Genomic DNA, 18577 nt, shown 5'->3' with positions numbered 1-18577 from the left:
CGCGCGTACGCGCCGCACGTCTCTTCCGGAGGTTCTCGTTGTCCCGTGCACCCGTCGTGCGCGCCGTACTCGCCCTGGCGATCATCGGCGCGTCGCTGTACTTCGCGCTCAGCTCACCGGCCCGCCTCGGTCTCGACCTGCGAGGCGGCACCCAGATCGTCCTCGAGGGTCAGGACACCGCAAGGGTGAAGGCCGACGCGGAGACGACCGACAGGACGGTGGAGGTGCTCCGTGGCCGGGTGGACGCGCTGGGCGTGTCCGAGCCCACGCTGACCAGGTCGGGGGAGAACCGCATCATCGTCGAGCTGCCCGGGGTGCAGGACCCGCGGGAGGCGGCGGAGGTCATCGGCCGCACCGCGCAGCTCTCGTTCCACCCGGTGAAGGGGATCGCGCCCGAGGGCCAGAAACCCGAGCTGGGCAAGGGTGAACGCGTACTGCCCGACGAGGCCGGCCAGCGGCTGTTGCTCGGTCCGAGCGCGCTGAGCGGTGACGAGGTCAAGGGCGCGGAGTCGGTGATCGACCAGCAGACCACCGCGCAGTGGGTGGTCAACGTCGACTTCGAGGGCGAAGGCGTACAGAAGTGGGAGGGCCTCACCGGCGACGCTGCGTGTCAGCAGCCCGGTGACCCGCGGCGGCGGGTGGCGATCGTGCTCGACGACAAGGTGATCTCCTCGCCGCAGGTGGCGCAGGACATCCAGTGCGACGTCGGGATGACCGGCGGCTCGACGCAGATCACCGGACAGTTCAAGGAAAAGGAGGCGAAGGATCTTGCCGTACTGATCGCGGGCGGCGCGCTGCCGATGCCGGTCGAGGTGATCGAGCAACGCACGGTCGGCCCGACACTCGGCGCCGACGCGATCGAGGCGTCGGCCAAGGCCGCGGTCATCGGCGTGGCGCTGACCGCGCTGTTCATCGTCGTCATCTACCGGCTCGTCGGCTTCCTGGCGACCGTCGCGCTGGCCTGCTACGCGCTGATCTCGTACGCCGTGCTCGTCGCGTTGAACGCCACCCTGACGCTGCCAGGCCTGGCCGGCTTCGTGCTCGCCATCGGGATGGCTGTGGACGCGAACGTGCTGGTGTTCGAGCGAGCGCGGGAGGAGTACCAGCTGCGCGAGAACCGCGGTGACGTCTCGCGGGCGTTGACCGGTGGCTTCGGCAAGGCGTTGAGCGCGATCGTCGACTCCAACGTCACCACGCTGCTCGCGGCGGGCCTGTTGTTCTTCCTGGCGTCCGGGCCGGTGCGCGGCTTCGGTGTCACGTTGTCCATCGGTGTGGTCGCGTCGATGGTGTCGGCGCTGTTGATCACCAGGTTCCTCGCCGGGCTCGCTGTGGACCGGAGGCTGCTGAAGAACCGTCCCGCCATCACCGGCCTCGCCAGCACCGGCCGGGTGCGTAACTGGCTGACCCGCAGGAACCCCGACCTGATGAGCAGACGCAAGCGCTGGCTCGGCGTCTCCGCGGTGGTCGTCGTCGTCGCACTGGCCGGCATCGGGTTCCGCGGCGTCGACTTCGGCGCCGAGTTCACCGGCGGCCGGGTGTTGGAGTACTCGGTGTCGGACGAGGTGAGCGTCGAACGGGCGCGGTCGGCCGTCGCCGACGCGGGCTTCCCCCGCGCGGTGGTGCAGACCTCGGGCGACAACATCTCCGTACGCACCGGGCAGCTCGACAACGACGAGGCGCACAGCATCGAGACCTCGCTGGAGCGGGTGGCCGGTGACGTGCAGAAGGAACGCGACGAGCTGATCGGCCCGAGCCTCGGCGACGAGCTGCGCAACAAGGCGTTGATCGCACTCGGCGTCGCGCTCGCCGCGCAGTTGCTCTACCTGGCCATCAGGTTCCGCTGGACCTTCGGTCTCGGCGCGGTGCTGGCCATGTTCCAGGACGTGCTGATCGTCATCGGCGCGTTCGCCTGGCTGGGCAAACCCGTCGACGGCGTGTTCCTTGCGGCGATGCTCACGGTGATCGGGTACTCGGTGAACGACTCTGTCGTGGTGTTCGACCGCATCCGCGAGCAGTGGGGGCTGTCGCACCGGCAGAAGGGCGCGTCGTTCGCCGGCGTCGCCAACACCGCCGTGCTCCAGACGGTGCCGCGCACGGTGAACACGGGGATGGGCGCGTTGTTCATCCTCGCGGCGCTCGCCGTGCTCGGCGGCGACTCGCTCACCGACTTCGCCGTCGCGCTGCTGGTCGGGATCGTGGCGGGTACGTTCTCCACGGTGTTCACCGCGACGCCGATCGTCGTCGGCCTGGCTTCCCGCACGCAGGCACCCGTGGCCGTACACCGCGGCGGGGCGAAGAAGAAGTCGGGTCGCCCGCGTACGCACAGCGGCGAACGCACCGACTCCGGTGCCGTCGTCTAGACGCGGAGCACGATCTTGCCGCGGACGTGGCCGGTCTCAAGCTCGCGGTGGGCCTTGGCGGCTTCCGCGAGGGTGAGGACGCGGTCGACCGTGACGCGCAGCGCGCCGTCCTGGTAGTGGCGCACGAGACGGGCGAGGCGCTCTGCGGACCGCCTGGTGCCGAGCTCCTGCAGGCCGAGCTCCTTGGCCTGCGCGCCCGCGGCGATGCTGCCGGCCCGGTTCTTGTCGGCGACCAGCGCCGCCGACACCCGCAGCGCCTCGTCGGTGCCCGCGGCGTCGAGTGCGGCGTCCACACCGTCGGGCGCCAGCTCGCGCACCCGCTCGGCGAGCCCGTCGCCGTAGCCGACCGGCAGTGCGCCGAGCGACCTCAGGTAGTCGTGGTTGCGCGGGCTGGCGGTGCCGATGACCGTCGCGCCTGCCGCCCGCGCGAGCTGCACGGCGAACGAACCGACGCCGCCGGCCGCCGCGTGTACGAGGAAGGTGTCGCCGGCCGTGACCGCCAGGTCCTCCAGCGCCGTCGCTGCAGTCTGCCCGGAGGCAGTGAGTACGCCTGCCACCTCGAACGGCATCTCCACCGGCTTCGCCACCAGCTGCTTCGCCTTGACGACCACCTGTTCGGCGTAACCACGGAACGAGACCCAGCCGAGCACCTCGCCGCCGGCGGCGAACGCGGTGACGTCCGCGCCCACCTCGCGTACGGTGCCTGCGACCTCGTTGCCCAGCTGCTGCGGGAAGGTGGCCGGCAGCCAGGACGCCGTACGGCCACTGCGGAAGTACGTGTCGAACGGCTGCACACCGGCCGCGGCGACGTCCACCAGGACCTGGTCGGGCGCCACCTCGGGCAGCTCGACGTCGGCCAGGTGCAGGACGTCGGGATCGCCGTACTCGTCGAAGACCACTGCGGTGCTCACGCCGGCTCCTCCTCGATCAGGTCGGTGTCCGGGCAGCGGAAGGTGCTGCGGTACGTGGTGGGCGAGACGCCGATCGCGGCCTGCAGGTGCTGGCGCAGCGAGGTCGCTGTGCCGAACCCCACGTCGGTGGCGATCCGGTCGACCGGCAGGTCGGTCTCCTCGAGCAGCTGGCGAGCGCGCTGGATGCGTTGCTGGGTCACCCACTGCAGCGGGGAGACGCCGACCTCGTCGCGGAACCTGCGGGTGAAGGTACGTACGCTCATCGACTCCTTGCCGGCGAGGTCGCGCAGCGTCAGCGGCTGGTCTAGATGCTCGAGCGCCCAGGCGCGCGCCGCGCCGGTGGACGAGACCCGCGGCGCCGGCACCGGCCGGCGGACGAACTGGGCCTGCCCGCCCTCGCGGTGCGGCGGTACGACGGTGCCCCTGGCCACGTCGTTGGCCACCGCGGAGCCGTGGTCGTTGCGGATCATGTGCAGACACAGGTCGATGCCCGCCGCGACGCCCGCCGAGGTGAGCACGTCGCCCTCGTCGGTGTAGAGCACGTCGGCGTCCAGGCGCACCTGGGGGAACGCCCGCCGGAACCCGCGTGCTGCCCGCCAGTGCGTGGTGGCCCGGCGGCCGTCGAGCAGTCCCGCGGCCGCGAGCACGAACGCGCCGGTGCAGATCGACGCGACCCGCGTGCCCGGCCGGATCAGTGCGAGCGCGGCGGCGAGCCCGCCGGGCAGGTACCCGCCGTCCGGCTCCCCGTCATGTGCGGCGGGCACGATCACGGTGTCCGCCTCGGCCAGCGCCTGCGGCCCGTGCTGCACCTGGACGGTGAAGTCGGCCTCCGTACGTACCGGGCCTGGTTCGAGCGCGCAGGTCAGCACCTCGTACAGCGGTTCGCCTGCCGCCGACCTGGCGTCGCCGAACAGCCGGTGCACGATGCCGAGCTCGATGGGCAGCAGGCCGTTCCTGACCAGCACCGCCACCCGGTGCCGCTTCGGGTGCGTGAACACAGCCATGACCCGATTCTTGCACGCGCAGCGATCTGGCCGCAGCGCTAGCGGAGCTCCACGACGCCGTTCGGGGTCGCCACCTGCGCGCGCAGGGCGGGCGCCTGGCCGGCCTCGACCGTGACGGCGTCGCGGTCGCGCAGCAGCAGCGCGTCGAGCCCGCGCTCGACCGCGGCCGGGTCCGGGTGGGTGAGCTGCAGCGCGAGCAGCTCCACCTCGACGGCCAGCTCGTCGGCGGGGTGTCCGCCGCCGCGCCAGTCGATGACGAACGGCAGCACGCCGGCCAGCCCGCCGGACGGCGGGGTCAGCTGCCAGCTCAGCCGCGAGCCGTCCGGCAGCTGCCGCGACATGTCCTCCACCGGGCCAGGGTCGTAGCCGCGCTCCCGGCTGGCCGTGAGCACGTCGCCCATGGTGCTGGTGCGTGCCGCCCACCCGGCGAGCTGGTGCCCGGCCAGCCGGTCGACCTGGAACGGCCGGGATGTCGCCGGCGCGGCCTGCTCCGGGTCCGGGCCGATCAGCTCGAGGTAGCGCCCGGCGCCGAGGGCGAGCAGGTGGTTGCGGGTGCCGCGGCCCTCGTGCTGCCCGCCGGCCTGCGGCTCTACGCCGGTCAGCGACGTGACGTGCGCGACGAGGCCGGCCAGGTCGTTGCTTGCCCACACCAGGTGGTCGATCTCGGTGAACACCTCGTCACCGTAGCCCTTGTATGTTGGACGCGTCGCAACACCGCGCCCAGTCTTGGAGGAGTGAACCGATGCGTGCTGCCCTGATCGTCGAGCGTGGCGGACCGGACGGACGCGTCATCGGTGACCACCCGGAGCCGGCGGTCGGCGACGACGACGTGCTCGTCCGGGTGCGCGCGTGCTCGCTCAACCACCTGGACATCTTCGTGCGCAAGGGCGTCGCGGGTAAGCACCTGCCGCTGCCGCACATCTCAGGGGGCGACATCTCCGGCGACGTCGAGCGGGTCGGCGCGAACGTCCAGGGCCGCACGGTCGGGCAGCGCGTGCTGATCGACCCGCTGGTGGACGGCAAGGCGCTCGGCGAGGACATGCAGGGCGGGCTCGCCGAGTACGCGGCTGTGCCCGTGGGCAACATCATCCCGCTGCCGGACGAGGTCTCGTACGAGCAGGCCGCCGCGTTGCCGATCGCGTACGGCACCGCGCGCCGGCAGCTGATCACCCGCGGAGGGCTGCAGGCGGGCGAGACGGTCGCGATCCTCGGCGCGTCCGGCGGGCTCGGCACCGGCGCTGTGCTCATCGCGAAGGCAGTCGGCGCGCGGGTCATCGCGCTCGCCAGCTCGGAGCAGAAGCTGCAGCGGCTCGGCGAGCTCGGCGCCGACGTGCTGATCGACTCCAGCAAGGACGACTGGGGCGCCCAGGTCTGGACGGCCACCGGCAAGCAGGGCGTCGACCTGATGGTGGACAACACCGGCGCGGACACCTGGCAGCACTCGATCCGGGCGACCAGGCCGGGCGGCCGCGTGGTGACCTGCGGCGCGACGAGCGGCTACGAGGTGACCCAGTTCCAGCCGTTCGTCTGGGTACGGGAGCTCGACATCAGGGGCAGCAACGGCTGGCGGCGTTCCGACCTGGAGGCACTGCTAGAGCTGGTGCGCGACGGCAAGCTGGAGCCGGTGATCGACCGGGTGCTGCCGCTGGACGAGATGCGCGAGGCGGAGCGCCTGCTCGAGGAGCGGGTGGTGTTCGGCAAGGTCGTCGTGCGGCCGTGAGCACGGCCGACAACCTGGCGGTCCGGCTGCTGCGGCACGCAGCGGACGGCCCCGACCGGGTCGCGATCCGGCAGGGCGACCTGGCCGTCAGCTACGCGGAGCTGGAGCGGCAGGTACGCCGCGCTGCGGCCGTGCTCGGCCGGCTGGACGTCGGGTACGGGCAGCGGGTGGCGCTGTTGTTCCCGAACGACCACAGCTTCGTCGAGGCGCTGCTCGCGGTGATCTACCGCGGAGCGATTGCGGTGCCGCTGAACACCAGGTCGGGCAGGTCCGGGCTGCAGTACGCGCTCGCCGACTCCGGCGCCGGCGTGCTGGTCGCGCACCACTCGCTGGCAGACCGCGCGGCCTCACTGGCCGGCGACGTCGGCGCGCGGGTGCTCCTCACCGACGGCGACGGTTGGCTGCTCGCCGGGGACGGCACGCACATCGACGCCGACCCGGCCGAGCAGGCGTACCCCGTGCGCGACGACGACGTCTGCCTGCAGCCGTACACCTCCGGCTCCACGGGTGCGCCGAAGGGCTGCCTGCTGACCCACGGCGGCCAGTACTGGAACGCGTCCGCCGTACGCGAGGGCTGGCAGCTCGACGGTTCCGACCGGGGGTTGGTGACCGCGCCGCTGTACCACAAGAACGCGATGATCTGCGTCGTCAAGCCGTTGCTGCTGTGCGGCGGCACGATCGTGGTGGGTGAGTCGCCCGAGCCGCGCAGTATCCCCGCAGAGGTGGAACGGCACGCGTGCACGTACACCACGGGCGTGCCCGCCACGTACGAGCTGCTGTTGGAGAGCGGCGAGCACGAGCGCAGGGACCTGTCGTCGTTGCGGTTCGTCATCTGCGGCTCTGCGCCCCTGTCCGAGGAGTTCGGCAGCCGGGCCGCGCGCAGCCTCGGCGTGCCGGTGATCGAGGCGTACGGGCTCACCGAGGGCGGCCCGCAGGTGCTGATGACGCCGCGCGACGCGAAGCCGCGCTACGGCAAGGCGGGCAAGGTGATGCCAGGCGGCGAGGTGCGGCTGCTCGACGTCGAGGACATGCCGGCGACCGCCGTGGCCGACGTCCCTGAGGTGCCGCTCGGCGAGGTCGGCGAGATGTGGGTGCGCAACCCCGGCGTCACCGTGGGGTACTTCGGCCTGCCCGAGGTGACCGCGAAGCGGATCAGCGTGGACGGGTGGCTGCGTACCGGCGACCTCGGCGCACGCGACGCCGACGGCTACTACCAGGTGCTCGGCCGCCGCGACGACATGATGAACGTCGGTGGCGAGAACGTCTACCCGACCGAGGTGGAGAAGCTGCTGCTCACCATGCCGCAGGTGCGCCAGGCGGTGGTGGTGGCCATGCCGCACCCGCGCAAGGGCGAGGTGCCGGCGGCGTTCGTCAAGGCAGACGGCGTCACCGAGGACGAGGTGAAGGCGCACTGCCTCGACCACGGTGCCGCGCACGCGCACCCGCGGCGGGTGTGGTTCGTCGACGAGTACCCGCTCGGCGGCACGGGCAAGATCGACCGGGCGGCGCTGACCGAGCGGGCCGCCGAGCTGGGACAGGAAGGGACGGCTACGTGAGCGCGACAGCGGACGAGGTGGACGTCGAGCTGGTGGAGCGGTTGCTCACCACACCCGCGTACCACAAGTGGCTCGGGCTCGAGCTGCTCGAGGCGACGTACGGCCGGGTCGTGGTCGGCATGCCGTACCGTGCCGAGTTCCTCGCCGACTCCGAAGGCTCGTACGTGCACGGCGGGTTGCTCGCGACGCTGGCGGACGTCGCCGGCGACTTCGCCCTCATCACCCGGATCGGCAGCGCCGTACCGACGGTCGACCTGCGCGTCGACTACCTGCGGCCGGCACTGCCTGGCCGGTACCTGCGCGGCGTCGGCACCATCGTGCGGTGCGGCCGACAGCTCGGCGTCACGGACATCACCGTGCTCGATGACCAGGACAAGGAGCTGGCCGTCGGCCGCGGGCTCTACGCCACCGGCGCGGCGTCCGCCTAGGCGTTCGTCGGCTGCGGCTCTGCCGGGTCGAACATCGCGAAGTGCCGGTCCAGGTGCTCCTGCGGCGGCGGTGCCGTGACCAGGCTGCCTACCACCAGCACGAGGACGCCGAGGATGCCCGCCGGGATCGCCGGGTGCCAGCCGGCCAGGTCGATCGGCAGCCAGCCGAGGTGCAGGCTGAGGAACAGCACCTCGGACACCACCATCGACGCGACCGCGGCGACCGCCGTCGCCCTTCGCCAGTACAGGCCGGCGAAGAGCGTAGGGAAGATCAGGAAGACCGCGGGCCAGGTGATGGCCACGATGATCTCGATGATGGTTGCCGGCCCGTAGAACGCCACCAGGAGCCCACCCGCGACGAGGATCGGCAGCATCACCCGGGTGACGGTGGTGACCAGCTTGTCGTGGCTGCGGTTGGTGTCGCGCTTCGCGACGAGCGGCCGGTAGTACTCGTTGGCCACGATCGAGCTCAGCGTGAGCACGATGGAGTTCGCCGTGCTCCCGGTCGCCGCGATGATCGCGAGGATGGCGATGACGAGCAGCCACTGCGGCATCACGTCCGCGATCAGCGTCGGGTAGATCGCCTCCGGCGTCTCCAGGTTCGGCCGCTGCACGACACCGACCATGGCGATGTAGAAGCCGCACATGTAGATGATGGCGGTGCCCACCGGCAGCGAGAGTGCGGTGAACTTCAGCGTCCTGTGGCTGCGTGCGGCCATCCAGCGTTGCTGCAGCTGCGGCATGGTGAAGTGCGCCGCGGCGAAGATGACGAGCACGGAGATCAGGTACGGCAGGCCGAATGTGCCGTCGGCGCCGGGGTTGGACAGCAGTCCCGCGCGCTCGTCCTCCACCGCCTGCATCAGGTCGCCGACGCTGCCCTTCGTGGTGACGAGCAGCAGCACCATGGCGACGATCAGCAGGACGTACATCAGCGCGCCCTGGATGACGTCCGTCCACACCACGCTGCGGAACCCGCCGGACATCACGTACAGCGTGACGACGACGGCGAGGAAGACCGCGCCGGCCCAGAACGGGATGCCGCCGCCGGTGACCGCCTCGAGGGTGAGCCCGCTGCCGCGGAACTGCGCGCCCATGTAAGGCACGAGCGCGGCGATCATGATGAGACCGGCGACCAGCCCGACCGCCGGCGACTTGTACCTGTCGGAGAGGTACTCGGTGACGTTGACGAACCCGTACTTCTTGGCGACCAGCCAGATCCTCGTGCCGGCGAAGTAGAGGATCGGCCCCACCGCGGCGGTGGTGGCGACCTGGATCCAGGCGCCGAGGCCGCTGCTGTAGTACTGGCCGATGATGCCGAAGTACGAGAACGCGCTGAACAAGGTGGCGGTCACGGTGAAGAAGGCCGGCAGCATGCCGAGCTTCCTGCTGCCGAGGACGAAGTCCTCCATGGTGCTCGTCGTGCCGCGGTGGCCGAGGTAGCCGAGCACGATCATCACGAGGGCGAAGACGCAGAGCGCTACCCACATCGCGGGGGCGGACATGTGTGCTCCGTTCAGCTCTCGTTGGACGACGACTCGGTGGACTCGATCGCGGCGAGGTTCCGCGTCACGACGTCCTTGTACGGGTCCCACCCGATGGCGAGCCACGCCACGTAGCCGACGAACAGCGCCGTCCACAGCACCCAGAAGAACAGCGGGGCGGGCATGACGCCGAACACGATCGGCTCCGGCGTTCCCTGTGGCCACGGCCACACCATCAAGCCGGCGAGTACGACCCCGAGGACCACGGCTACCACCCGCTTGACCGGACTGCCGGTCCGTTGCGAGCTGCTCATATCTATGGCTTCCTTCACCCTCAGTGCGACGACTACCAGTCGTCCGTTTGGTATACCGCCCTTATCGGCCGCAGCATGCCCCCGAGTGGGCCAAACGTGGGGTGTCCAGAGCCTATTCCACGTCCGGAACTAGGGAGTCGCCGACGTGGCTTGTGCGAGCAGTCCGTCGACGAACGCGCTGAGTCCCTGCGGGTAGGTGTCTCGTGCGGCGAGCGTGGGCCATTGGTCGGCGATGTCGGCCAGGTGTGGCAGCTTCGACGCGTCGAAGCTGCCGAAGTCGATCTCCCGGTAGTTGGGCCGCGGGCGCCGGTCGTCGGCCAGCCGGCGGTCGGAGCGCGCGCGGACGAGGATCTCGCCGACGGTGTAGTACCAGACGTTGCGGAACACGTCGACGGCCTGTTCGGGCGTGCATCCGTGGTCGGTCGCTGCGGCCACCATGATCTCCACCGGCCACAGGGCCGCCTCGCCGAGCCGGCCGAGGAAACCGTCGGCGGTGAGGACCTCCGCTGCCCACGGCCAGGCAGCGAGGGCGTCGTGCATCGCGGTGGCCGCCACCACGATGCGGTCCCGCGGGTCGTCGGGCAGCTCGGGGCGCTCGATCTGCCCGGTGTGCTCGTCGAGCAGCTGGACCAGGAGGTCTTCCTTGTCCCTTACGTGGTGGTAGAGCGTCGTCGGCCCGATGCCGATCTCGGCGGCCAGCCGGCGGATGGTCAGCTTCTCCCAGCCTTCGCGGTCGATGAGCTGACGGGCGGCCGCCAGGATCTGCGCACGCGAGGTGAGGCGTGGCCGGCCGGTTCGGCCCTGCGGTGCGGTGGGTCTGGCCATCGTCCCATCATGCTCCCGCGTCCGCGTTCGACACCTGACGGCGCCCGAGGCTATTTTCGGAACGTGTTCGAAAATTCGTCCAAGGGGCTCACCCTCGCCGCGGTCGCCGCCGTGCAGTTCCTGGTGTCGCTTGACCTGTCGGTCGTGAACGTCGGACTCCCGCAGATCGCTGCCGGCCTCGGTTTCAGCGCAGTGGGCCTGACCTGGGTGATCCACGCGTACGCCCGCACCTTCGGCGGGCTGCTGCTCCTTGGCGGCAAGGCGGCCGACCGGTACGGCCACAAACGGGTCCTGCTGCTCGGGCTCGGCCTGTTCGGCCTCGCCTCGCTCGCCGGCGGCTTCGCCCAGGACCCCGGCCAGCTCGTCGCCGCCCGTGCCGTGCAGGGCATCGGGGCTGCCGCGCTGGCGCCGTCCGCGCTTGCGCTGCTGAGCGCGACGTTCCCCACCGGCAAGCCCCGCGTCCGGGCCTTCGGCGGATGGAGCGCGATGAACGCTGCCGGCGGTGCCCTCGGCGTCCTGATCGGCGGCCCGCTCACCGAGTACGCCAGCTGGCGCTGGGTGATGTTCGTGAACGTGCCGATGGCCGCCTGCGCGCTAGCCCTGGCCTGGCGAGGTGTCGCCGCCGGTGCGCCCACGGTTCGCAACGGCCGCCCGGACGTCTGGGGTGCCGTCCTCCGCTTGGCACCTGGGGCGAGATCTCCGTCTGCGTCGCCGCCCGCGATGACGACGGCAAGCCCACCAGGTACCGCGCCATGGCCCGCTACCGCGACTTCGACGGGCGAACCCGGCGGGTCGAACGCTGGGGCAAGACCGAGAATGCTGCTCGAAGCAAGCTGCGGGTCGCTCTCCAGGACCGTTCCGCACTCGCGCGCCAAGGCGAGCTGTCCGGGGCGAGCTACCTACGTGATGCCATCAAGCTCTGGAAGGAGCGGTTCGACAGGGCCGTCGAGAAGGGCACACGTTCACCGGGCAGCGCAGAGACTTACCAGCGGCACATCGACGGGCATATCCTGCCGGCCCTGGGGGAGCTGCGCGTAGCCGAGGCGACGACCGGCGTGCTCGACAGGTTCCTGACGCAGGTTGCTGACGAGACGGGACCGCCGACGGCCAAGGCCTGTCGCAGCGTCCTCTCCGGTGTCTTCGGGCTCGCTATCCGCTACGGAGCGATCCTCACCAACCCCGTTCGCGACGTCTCGCCCATCGAGGGCAAGCCTCGAAAGGCGCCGCGAGCGCTCACCCGCGAGGAACGCACGGAGTGGCTGGTCCAGCTCGACACTGATGAGAAGGCCGTGCGGCGGGACCTACCCGATTTGACCCGGTTCCTGCTCGCGACCGGCGTCCGCATCGGCGAGGCCATCGCGGTGCTCTGGTCACAGGTCAACTTCACCACCGGTGAAGTGACCTTCGACTCGACCATCATCCGCGTCACAGGTAAGGGCTTGCTGCGTAAGACCACCAAGACCGACACGGGCAAGCGGACCCTGCGGCTACCGGACTGGGCGATGGCGATGCTGCAGCGACGGTTCCTCGCGAACCCACGGCTGGATGCCCCGGTCTTCCCGAACACCGAGGGTGGCCTCCGCGACCCGTGGAATACGCGCCGGGATCTTCGCAACGCGCGAGGGAGTGCCAAGTTTGCGTGGGTAACTTCGCACAACTTCCGCAAGACCGCCGCGACCATCCTGGACGAGGCGGGTCTGACCAGCCGTGACGTCGCCGACCAGCTCGGGCACGCTAGGCCGTCGATGACCCAGGACGTCTACTTCGGCCGGAAGGCCAGTAACCCTCGGGTCGTCGCCGCGTTGGAGGACATCTTCGATGAGCCCTCGAAAGAGGAAAGCGGTGGGTAACCGGCGGGTTCAGGGCCATGACCAGCAGCTTTGCAGCCGTGATCATGGCCCTGACCTGCGTAGAGTGTGCGCCGCCAGGGACTCGAACCCCGAACCCACGGATTAAGAGTCCGTTGCTCTGCCAGTTGAGCTAGCGGCGCGAACGCGCTGCTAACAGTAGCAGCACGCCGGCCGCAGCGGCGACGGGGATCTGGCCGCCGGCGTCAGGACTGGGTGAGTGACTGGGGGAAGTCGGTGATTATGCCGTCCACGCCGAAGCCCACCAGTTCACGCATCCGGCCGGGCTCGTTGACGGTCCAGACGTTGCTCTCCATGCCGAGCTCCTGCACCCGCTCGACGAGCGCCTCGTCGGTGACGTCGGTGCTGGTGTTGACCTGGTCCGCCCAGGTGCTCAGCTCGACCAGCTCGGCGTCGGACGGACGCTCCGCATCGAGGCGTGGAAGTTGACCAGCTTCCCGTCCTTCGTGCGCTGCACGTCGATCTCGACGAAGTCCGCGTCCTGCTTGATGGCGGCCTTGACGGCCGCGGCCGTGTTCTCCGGGGCGATCCCGGACGAACCGCGATGCGCGATGACCGCGACGTCGGTGCCGGCGGCTGCCGGTATCGCCAGGCCCATCCCGGCAGCGTAGGCGATCAGGAGCGCCGTGGCGGCGCGCGCGATCCTGATGACTCTCACAGTGACCTCCACGTGGTAGTTCGGACGCACGTCATCGTGTCCGGGTCAGATGACGGGCAGCTGACGCGCCAGTGGCGACCGGAGGTCAACGCGGAGCGTGAGGGTCAGACGTAGCTCGGCCCGTCGATCACCGGATGGGCGGCGAGGAAGTCCTCGTCCACCCCGAGGCCGAGGCCTGGACCTTCGAGCGGACGGACGGTGCCTGCCGCGCTCACCTCGTACGGCGTCGAGACGAGCTGGTCGCGGAACAGGTTGCCGCGGGAGACGTCGCCCTCGAAGTAGCCGCCGTTGTCGATCGCCGCGAGCAGGTGGATGGTGGCCGCCATGTTCAGGCCGCTGGACGCCGTGTGCGGGTTGATCGAGAGCTTCCACGCCGAAGCCAGCGCCGCGATGCGCATCACCTCCGTGACGCCGCCTGTCTTGGAGAGGTCGGGCTGCAGGATGCTCACTGCGCCGTCGGTGATCAGGCGGTGGAACTCGAAGCGCGTGTAGTGGTTCTCGCCGGCCGCAAGCGGGATCGGCCCGTAGCTGCTGGCCGTCTGGTAGCTGCGGTAGTCGTGCGGCGGGAACGGTTCCTCCAGCCACGAGACACCGTGCTCGACCAGCCCCGGGATGGCTGCCCTGGCGTCGGCCACCGAGTAGCCGGTGTTCGCGTCGGTGAGGATGACGAGGTCGTCGCCGAACGCATCCCGGACGGCGGCGACCCGGGCGAGGTCGCGGTCGGGGGAGTCGCCGATGCGGACCTTCACCGCGCGGTAGCCGGCCTCGACCGACGGTCTCATCTCGTCGATCAGCTCGCCGGGTTCCGCGTAGCCGAGCGATACGCCGCCCGCGTACGCGGGTATCTCGCGGGCGGCGCCGCCGAGCAGCCGGTAGAGCGGCCAGCCGACGGCCTTGCCCCTGACGTCCCACAGCGCCATGTCGATACCGCTCATCGCGATGGCCGTGCCGGCACCGAGCCCGTGACTGGAGAAGTGCATCCGGTACAGCCGTTGCCAGACGCCGGCCACGTCGGTTGCGGACATACCGACGACCAGGTGCTTGAGGTTGCTGTTGATCAGGTGCGCGATCGTCCCCGGTGCGCGGCCGTGATGCGCCTCGCCCCAGCCGACGAGGCCGTCGTCCGTCGTAACCTTGACGACGACGGTGTCCCGCTTCACCGCCTCCCCGATGCCCATCTTCACCCGGGCCTCCGGGGCGGTCGGGAACGAGCAGGGGAACGCTTGTACGTCGACGATCTTCATGCGCATCCAGTCCTGGTCGTGGTTGAGTGGCTAGCCGGGCAGCATGGAGAGCAGCCCCTTTACCACTCCCCAGGACGCCCAGACGGCGAAGAGACCGACGGCGGCGAGCACGGCGATCTCCCACGGGCGGTTGGCGTAACCGTCCTGCATCATCGACTTGCGGCTGGTAAGCACGAGGATGCCGATGATGACGAACGGCGCGAGCAGTCCGGCGACCGAGTTGCCGGCGACGGTGAGTGCCACCAGGTTCGAGAACATCGGCAGGCCGAAGACCACCGGCACCGAGTAGAGCAGGCCGAACTGGATCCACTTGTAGAGCGGGTCGTTCTCCGGGCTGCCGTACCGCTGGCCGCGACTCTCGAAACTGCTGTGGATGCCGGAGAGGAACAGCGTCGCGTACCCGCGGCCGTACGCGGGGAACGAGCTGAAGGTGATGAAGAAGAACGAGATCCACAACAGGGTGGGGCCGATCGAGCCCACGGCCGTCGCCATCATGTCGCTGAGGTGCTGCTCGTTCTCGATGGTGCGCCCGGTGCCTTGCAACGTCTCCGCGGCCACCGTCCAGATGGCCAGGTTGATGAGCACGGTGGCGCCGAGGCCGACCGCCAGGTCGAACCGCTGCAGTTTCAGGTACTGCGGTCCGACCCAGCCCTTGTCCCTGACGAACTCGCTGTAGAGGAGCGTGCCGATCGAGCTGCCGATCGCGGCGACGAGGGCGACCGCGACGAGCAGCGAGCTGAAGACGCCGCGGTCCTCGGGCAGGGAGAACAACAGGCCGGCGCCGAGCTCGCTGGCGTCCGGCCGGTTGACGGCGGCGGTCGTGACGAAGGTGAGGATGAGGACGACCACGGTGGCCCGCGCGACGTACTCGAGGATCCGGTACTGGCGCGATTTGCTCAGCGCGAGGCCGATGGTCAGCAGGATCCCGACGGTGGTCCAGATGGCGACTCCCCAGCGGTCGCCACCCAGACCACCGCTGAGGTGGAACAGCGCGGTGCCGATGCCCCGCGCGATGTAGGTCTGCAACACGAAGCCGGTGATCAGCGCCCCGATGCCGAGCAGCAGCGGGACCAGCGCCACAGCCTGCGGAACCCGGCGAGCGGCGTGATGTCCCCGAACCTGTTGCACAAGCTGGTACTTCGCGAGACCGCTCGCGTAAAAGTACTTGGTGATGCAGGCGAGCGTCATCGCCCACATCAACGCGTACCCGTAGTTGCCGCCGGCGACCGAGGAGTCGATGAGATCGCCGGTCCCCAGCCATGACATCGCGACGACGAGGCCGGGGCCTACGCCCTTCAGGTACCCCTTCCAGCCGGTGGGGACCGGCGGTGGCGACACGGTGGCGGTCGGGGAGCTGGTTGCGTTCATGGCGACGTTGCCCTTCGCTCGGCAGCTGGCAGTGAGCGTACAATTGGTCAGGCCAGATTGGAAAGACCAATTCTGCGACGGGGAGTGGATAGCATTCCCAGCACTGCGGCGGAGAGGAGATCGCGTGAGTGTTGGCGAGGCAGCGAGGACGGACCAACAGACGCTGGTCGCGCAGCTCGTGCCGTTCCTACTCGCCCGTGGTTACGCGCCGGACGAGCGCGCTCCGTCCGAACGCCAGCTCGCCGACCGGTTCCAGACCAGCCGGGCCCAGATGCGGGAGGCGCTGGCGGCGCTCGAGGCGCTGCGGGTGATCGAGCGGCGGCCGAAGTCCGGCATCTACATGACGACCGAGACGGCGAGCATCGAGGCGCTGGCACTGTTCGCCCAGATCGGTGTGCCGCTGTCGAAGGACGAGGTGGGCGAGATCGTCGAGGTCCGCCGCATCCAGGAGGTCCAGGCCGTCCGGCTCGCCTGCGTGCGCCACACCGAGGCCAACATCGAGGCGCTCCGCGCCTGCCTCGACGACTCCGCGGCCGAGATCGAGGCCGGCGGCTCGATCGCCAGGCTCGACCGCGTCTTCCACTGCGAGATCGCCAAGGCGACGCATAACCAGGTGCTGTTCCGTCTGGTCAACGTCTTCTACTACATGACAGAGAAACGGCGTGAGTACTTCTTCAGGGAGCCCGCGCGGTGTCGGCAGTCGCACGACGAGCACGTAGGACTCTTCGATGCCCTCGCCGCGCGGGACGAGGACCGTGCGGTCGACCTGCTCGAGCGGCACCTGCAGAGCGCGGACAGCTACTGGCGCGGGCTGCTGGACTCCGAGGCAGAGGCCTGACGCTCGGGTAGGCGGATCATCAGGAGCGCGGGACCGTCAGTCCGGCCTGCATCGCGAACACCGCGAGCTGGGCCCGGTCCCGCGCGCCGAGCTTCAGCATGGCGCGGCCGACGTGGGTGCGCACGGTGGCCGGGCTGATGAACAGCTCCCTGCCGATCTCCTGGTTCGACTTGCCGGTGGCGACCCACGCGACCAGCTCCCGTTCCCGCTCGGTCAGGTCGTCGAGACCGGCGACCGGGGTGTCGACGTGAGCCGGCTGCCGGCTGAAGTGCGTGATCATCCGGCGCGTCACCGACGGCGACAGCAGCGCCTCCCCGGCCGCCACGACCTCGATCGCGTGGACGAGCTCGGCCGGCGGCGTGTCCTTGAGCACGAAGCCACTCGCGCCCAGCTGCAGGGAACGGAAGACGTACTCGTCGATCTCGAACGTGGTGACGACGATCACCTTGGTGTCGGCGAGGGTCGCGTCGGCGGCGATCTCCTGCAGCGTCTGCAGGCCGTCCATCCCCGGCATCCTGATGTCGAGCAGCAGGACGTCCGGCCGGGTGGCGCGGAGCAGGTCGAGGGCGGCCGCGCCGTCCTCGGCCTCACCGACGACGGTCATGTCCGCCTCCCGCTCGACGACGACGCGCAGCCCCATCCGTACGACGGCCTGGTCGTCGGCCAGCACCGCCCGGATCACGGTGCGTCCTCCGGCAGCGGCAGCCGGGCGGTGACGGCGAACCCGCCGTCGGTGCGCGGCAGCGCCACCAGCTCGCCGCCGGCCCGTCGCACGCGGTCGCGCATGCCGGCCAGGCCGCGGCCGTCCGTGTCCCCGGCCGGGCCGACGCCGCGGTCGAGCACCTGCACGGTGAGGGCGTCGCCGTCCCGGTGTACGGACACCTCTGCGGTCGTCGGCCCTGCATGGCGGAGCACGTTGGTCAGCGCCTCCTGCACGACCCGGTACGCGACCTGGCCGACCTGCGCGGGCACGTCCGTCGCCGTGGTGGACAGCTCGACCGGCAGGCCGGCGGCGCGTACGTCCGCGACCAGGGCGTCGAGCCCGGCCAGGCCGGCCGGCCGACGCGGTGCTGTGCCGAGCCTGGCAGCACGTCGAGCATGGTGCGTAGCTCACCGAGCGCGGTCGCGCTCGTGGCCTGGATCGCCTCCAGCGACCTGCGGGTCTGCGGCGGGTCCTCGTCGAACACCAGGAGCGCCACCCTGGCCTGCATCGCCACGGCGGAGAAGGCGTGTCCGGCCACGTCGTGCACCTCGCTTGCGATGCGGACGCGTTCCGCGAGCGCCGCTTCCGCGGCGAGCTCCCGCAGGGCGCGCTGCGCCGCCGCGGTACGGGCCTGGACGAGCGCCCCGACCGACCAGGGGACGACCAACCAGCTCGCCCACACGGCCAGCAGCAGCACCGGCACGTCCGCCGGCAGGATCGCGCGGGCCAGCAGCGCCGCGGCCGTGCCCGCCACGGCGGCGGCGCAGGCGGGCAGCGACACCCGCAGCTCGCGTCGCCGCGCCACCTCGAACATGGCGACGACCATGCACAGCTGGATCGGCCCGTACGGGTAGCCGGCGAGCAGGTAACCGCCCACGAGCGCGACGTTGGCGGCGAGGGCGAGCAGCGGCACCCGGCGTCGCCAGCCGAGCGCGAGCGCCGCGCCGACCGCGACGACCACCGCGACCGCATCCAACGGCCGCGGCGCGTCCTGGGTTGCGGCCACGTGAACGGTGCCCAACCCGACGACCGCGGCGCCCAGCGCCGCGACCACGAGATCCGGCCACGGTGGCCACGGGCGTCGTCCTGCCACGCGAGCAGCATAGGCAGCGCACCGGCCCGAAGTCGCCGGTTCCGACCCGATCTACGTCGAGCTGCGTACGCCGTGCCCGACGCCGGCCGCACGGCCTGGTTTCCCATGATGTCTTGTGGGCTGAGGGAGCCCCTGGCACCAGCGTGACTACGTGTCACCAGGGCCGTCTTCGACGACACATGCGGCACGCTCTACCGTTTCTTGGT

General features: G+C 70.5%; 17 protein-coding genes, 1 tRNA gene and 2 pseudogenes. 7 read left to right on the top strand and 13 right to left on the bottom strand.

Annotated elements, in window-relative coordinates:
- The first annotated feature begins 38 nt into the window (after nucleotides 1-38).
- Nucleotides 39-2360, top strand: coding sequence for a protein translocase subunit SecD (gene secD / locus GEV07_08165; protein MQA02678.1), 2322 nt, complete (start codon nucleotides 39-41; stop codon nucleotides 2358-2360).
- On the opposite strand, the gene GEV07_08160 is transcribed toward secD, so the two are convergent.
- Genes GEV07_08160 through GEV07_08150 form a run of 3 tightly spaced genes read right to left on the bottom strand, consistent with a single transcriptional unit; the run spans nucleotide 2357 to nucleotide 4949 of the window.
- A complete protein-coding gene (locus tag GEV07_08160) occupies nucleotides 2357-3271 on the bottom strand; it encodes a zinc-binding dehydrogenase (protein ID MQA02677.1) in 915 nt (304 codons plus the stop codon). The two genes, secD and GEV07_08160, sit on opposite strands and share 4 nt — an antisense overlap.
- Complete coding sequence (locus GEV07_08155) at nucleotides 3268-4275, bottom strand: helix-turn-helix domain-containing protein (GenBank protein MQA02676.1); 1008 nt, start codon at nucleotides 4273-4275, stop codon at nucleotides 3268-3270. Before GEV07_08155 ends, GEV07_08160 begins: the two co-directional genes overlap by 4 nt.
- A 38-nt stretch (nucleotides 4276-4313) precedes the next feature.
- Nucleotides 4314-4949 carry a VOC family protein gene (locus GEV07_08150; GenBank protein MQA02675.1) on the bottom strand — a complete coding sequence of 212 codons (636 nt, stop codon included), beginning with the start codon at nucleotides 4947-4949 and terminating at the stop codon, nucleotides 4314-4316.
- A 68-nt stretch (nucleotides 4950-5017) separates the two neighbouring features.
- Here GEV07_08150 and GEV07_08145 point away from each other — a divergent pair, with 68 nt between their 5' ends.
- From GEV07_08145 to GEV07_08135, 3 genes are read left to right on the top strand one after another with little or no spacing between them, the layout of a single operon-like run.
- Complete coding sequence (locus GEV07_08145; GenBank protein ID MQA02674.1) at nucleotides 5018-5995, top strand: zinc-binding dehydrogenase; 978 nt, start codon at nucleotides 5018-5020, stop codon at nucleotides 5993-5995.
- A complete protein-coding gene (locus tag GEV07_08140; protein ID MQA02673.1) occupies nucleotides 5992-7551 on the top strand; it encodes an AMP-binding protein in 1560 nt (519 codons plus the stop codon). The genes GEV07_08145 and GEV07_08140 overlap by 4 nt, the downstream gene beginning before the upstream one ends.
- Entirely contained in the window at nucleotides 7161-7979 is an 819-nt protein-coding gene (locus GEV07_08135; GenBank protein MQA02672.1) for a hotdog fold thioesterase, read from the top strand. Before GEV07_08140 ends, GEV07_08135 begins: the two co-directional genes overlap by 391 nt.
- Here the strand turns inward: GEV07_08135 and GEV07_08130 are convergent.
- The 3 genes from GEV07_08130 to GEV07_08120 form a co-directional block, all read right to left on the bottom strand.
- Complete coding sequence (locus GEV07_08130; GenBank protein ID MQA02671.1) at nucleotides 7976-9481, bottom strand: hypothetical protein; 1506 nt, start codon at nucleotides 9479-9481, stop codon at nucleotides 7976-7978. The genes GEV07_08135 and GEV07_08130 overlap by 4 nt on opposite strands.
- Before the next feature lie 11 nt (nucleotides 9482-9492).
- Nucleotides 9493-9774, bottom strand: coding sequence for a hypothetical protein (locus GEV07_08125; protein ID MQA02670.1), 282 nt, complete (start codon nucleotides 9772-9774; stop codon nucleotides 9493-9495).
- Between the two features lie 129 nt (nucleotides 9775-9903).
- Entirely contained in the window at nucleotides 9904-10599 is a 696-nt protein-coding gene (locus GEV07_08120) for a TetR family transcriptional regulator (GenBank protein ID MQA02669.1), read from the bottom strand.
- Nucleotides 10600-10608: 9 nt separating this feature from the next.
- Here GEV07_08120 and GEV07_08115 point away from each other — a divergent pair.
- Both GEV07_08115 and GEV07_08110 read left to right on the top strand, forming a co-directional pair.
- Nucleotides 10609-11289: pseudogene (locus tag GEV07_08115) on the top strand (MFS transporter).
- Between the two features lie 62 nt (nucleotides 11290-11351).
- Nucleotides 11352-12449: a tyrosine-type recombinase/integrase gene (locus GEV07_08110; GenBank protein ID MQA02668.1), complete on the top strand. Its 1098-nt coding sequence runs from the start codon at nucleotides 11352-11354 to the stop codon at nucleotides 12447-12449.
- Nucleotides 12450-12516: 67 nt separating this feature from the next.
- Here GEV07_08110 and GEV07_08105 read toward each other — a convergent pair.
- The 4 genes and pseudogenes from GEV07_08105 to GEV07_08090 form a co-directional block, all read right to left on the bottom strand.
- A tRNA-Lys gene (locus GEV07_08105) sits at nucleotides 12517-12589 on the bottom strand.
- Nucleotides 12590-12652: 63 nt separating this feature from the next.
- Nucleotides 12653-13065, bottom strand: a pseudogene (locus GEV07_08100) (hypothetical protein).
- 164 nt (nucleotides 13066-13229) lie between these two features.
- Complete coding sequence (locus tag GEV07_08095) at nucleotides 13230-14369, bottom strand: mandelate racemase/muconate lactonizing enzyme family protein (GenBank protein ID MQA02667.1); 1140 nt, start codon at nucleotides 14367-14369, stop codon at nucleotides 13230-13232.
- Nucleotides 14370-14399: 30 nt separating this feature from the next.
- On the bottom strand, nucleotides 14400-15737 hold the full coding sequence (locus GEV07_08090) for a hypothetical protein (GenBank protein ID MQA02666.1): 1338 nt from the start codon (nucleotides 15735-15737) through the stop codon (nucleotides 14400-14402).
- Between GEV07_08090 and GEV07_08085 the strand changes: the two genes are divergently transcribed.
- On the top strand, nucleotides 15736-16575 hold the full coding sequence (locus GEV07_08085; protein MQA02665.1) for an FCD domain-containing protein: 840 nt from the start codon (nucleotides 15736-15738) through the stop codon (nucleotides 16573-16575). The two genes, GEV07_08090 and GEV07_08085, sit on opposite strands and share 2 nt — an antisense overlap.
- Nucleotides 16576-16594: 19 nt before the next feature.
- On the opposite strand, the gene GEV07_08080 is transcribed toward GEV07_08085, so the two are convergent.
- From GEV07_08080 to GEV07_08070, 3 genes are read right to left on the bottom strand one after another with little or no spacing between them, the layout of a single operon-like run.
- Complete coding sequence (locus GEV07_08080) at nucleotides 16595-17257, bottom strand: response regulator (GenBank protein ID MQA02664.1); 663 nt, start codon at nucleotides 17255-17257, stop codon at nucleotides 16595-16597.
- Nucleotides 17254-17547, bottom strand: a complete 294-nt coding sequence (locus GEV07_08075; GenBank protein ID MQA02663.1) for a hypothetical protein — start codon at nucleotides 17545-17547, stop codon at nucleotides 17254-17256. Before GEV07_08075 ends, GEV07_08080 begins: the two co-directional genes overlap by 4 nt.
- A complete protein-coding gene (locus GEV07_08070) occupies nucleotides 17496-18371 on the bottom strand; it encodes a hypothetical protein (GenBank protein ID MQA02662.1) in 876 nt (291 codons plus the stop codon). Before GEV07_08070 ends, GEV07_08075 begins: the two co-directional genes overlap by 52 nt.
- Between the last annotated feature and the right edge of the window lie 206 nt (nucleotides 18372-18577).

It is taken from the genome of Streptosporangiales bacterium, assembly GCA_009379825.1.
Lineage (GTDB): Bacteria > Actinomycetota > Actinomycetes > Streptosporangiales > WHST01 > WHST01.
The sequence above is the reverse complement of the archived record's forward strand: the minus strand, read 5'-3'. Positions and strand labels throughout refer to the sequence as shown.

Coding starts and splice junctions, on each gene's coding strand:
- GEV07_08090 (MQA02666.1), bottom strand. CDS start 15,737: ATGAACGCAACCAGCTCCCCGACCGCCACCGTGTCGCCACCGCCGGTC.
- GEV07_08110 (MQA02668.1), top strand. CDS start 11,352: ATGGCCCGCTACCGCGACTTCGACGGGCGAACCCGGCGGGTCGAACGC.
- GEV07_08125 (MQA02670.1), bottom strand. CDS start 9,774: ATGAGCAGCTCGCAACGGACCGGCAGTCCGGTCAAGCGGGTGGTAGCC.
- GEV07_08130 (MQA02671.1), bottom strand. CDS start 9,481: ATGTCCGCCCCCGCGATGTGGGTAGCGCTCTGCGTCTTCGCCCTCGTG.
- GEV07_08095 (MQA02667.1), bottom strand. CDS start 14,369: ATGAAGATCGTCGACGTACAAGCGTTCCCCTGCTCGTTCCCGACCGCC.
- GEV07_08120 (MQA02669.1), bottom strand. CDS start 10,599: ATGGCCAGACCCACCGCACCGCAGGGCCGAACCGGCCGGCCACGCCTC.
- GEV07_08155 (MQA02676.1), bottom strand. CDS start 4,275: ATGGCTGTGTTCACGCACCCGAAGCGGCACCGGGTGGCGGTGCTGGTC.
- GEV07_08085 (MQA02665.1), top strand. CDS start 15,736: ATGGCGACGTTGCCCTTCGCTCGGCAGCTGGCAGTGAGCGTACAATTG.
- GEV07_08145 (MQA02674.1), top strand. CDS start 5,018: ATGCGTGCTGCCCTGATCGTCGAGCGTGGCGGACCGGACGGACGCGTC.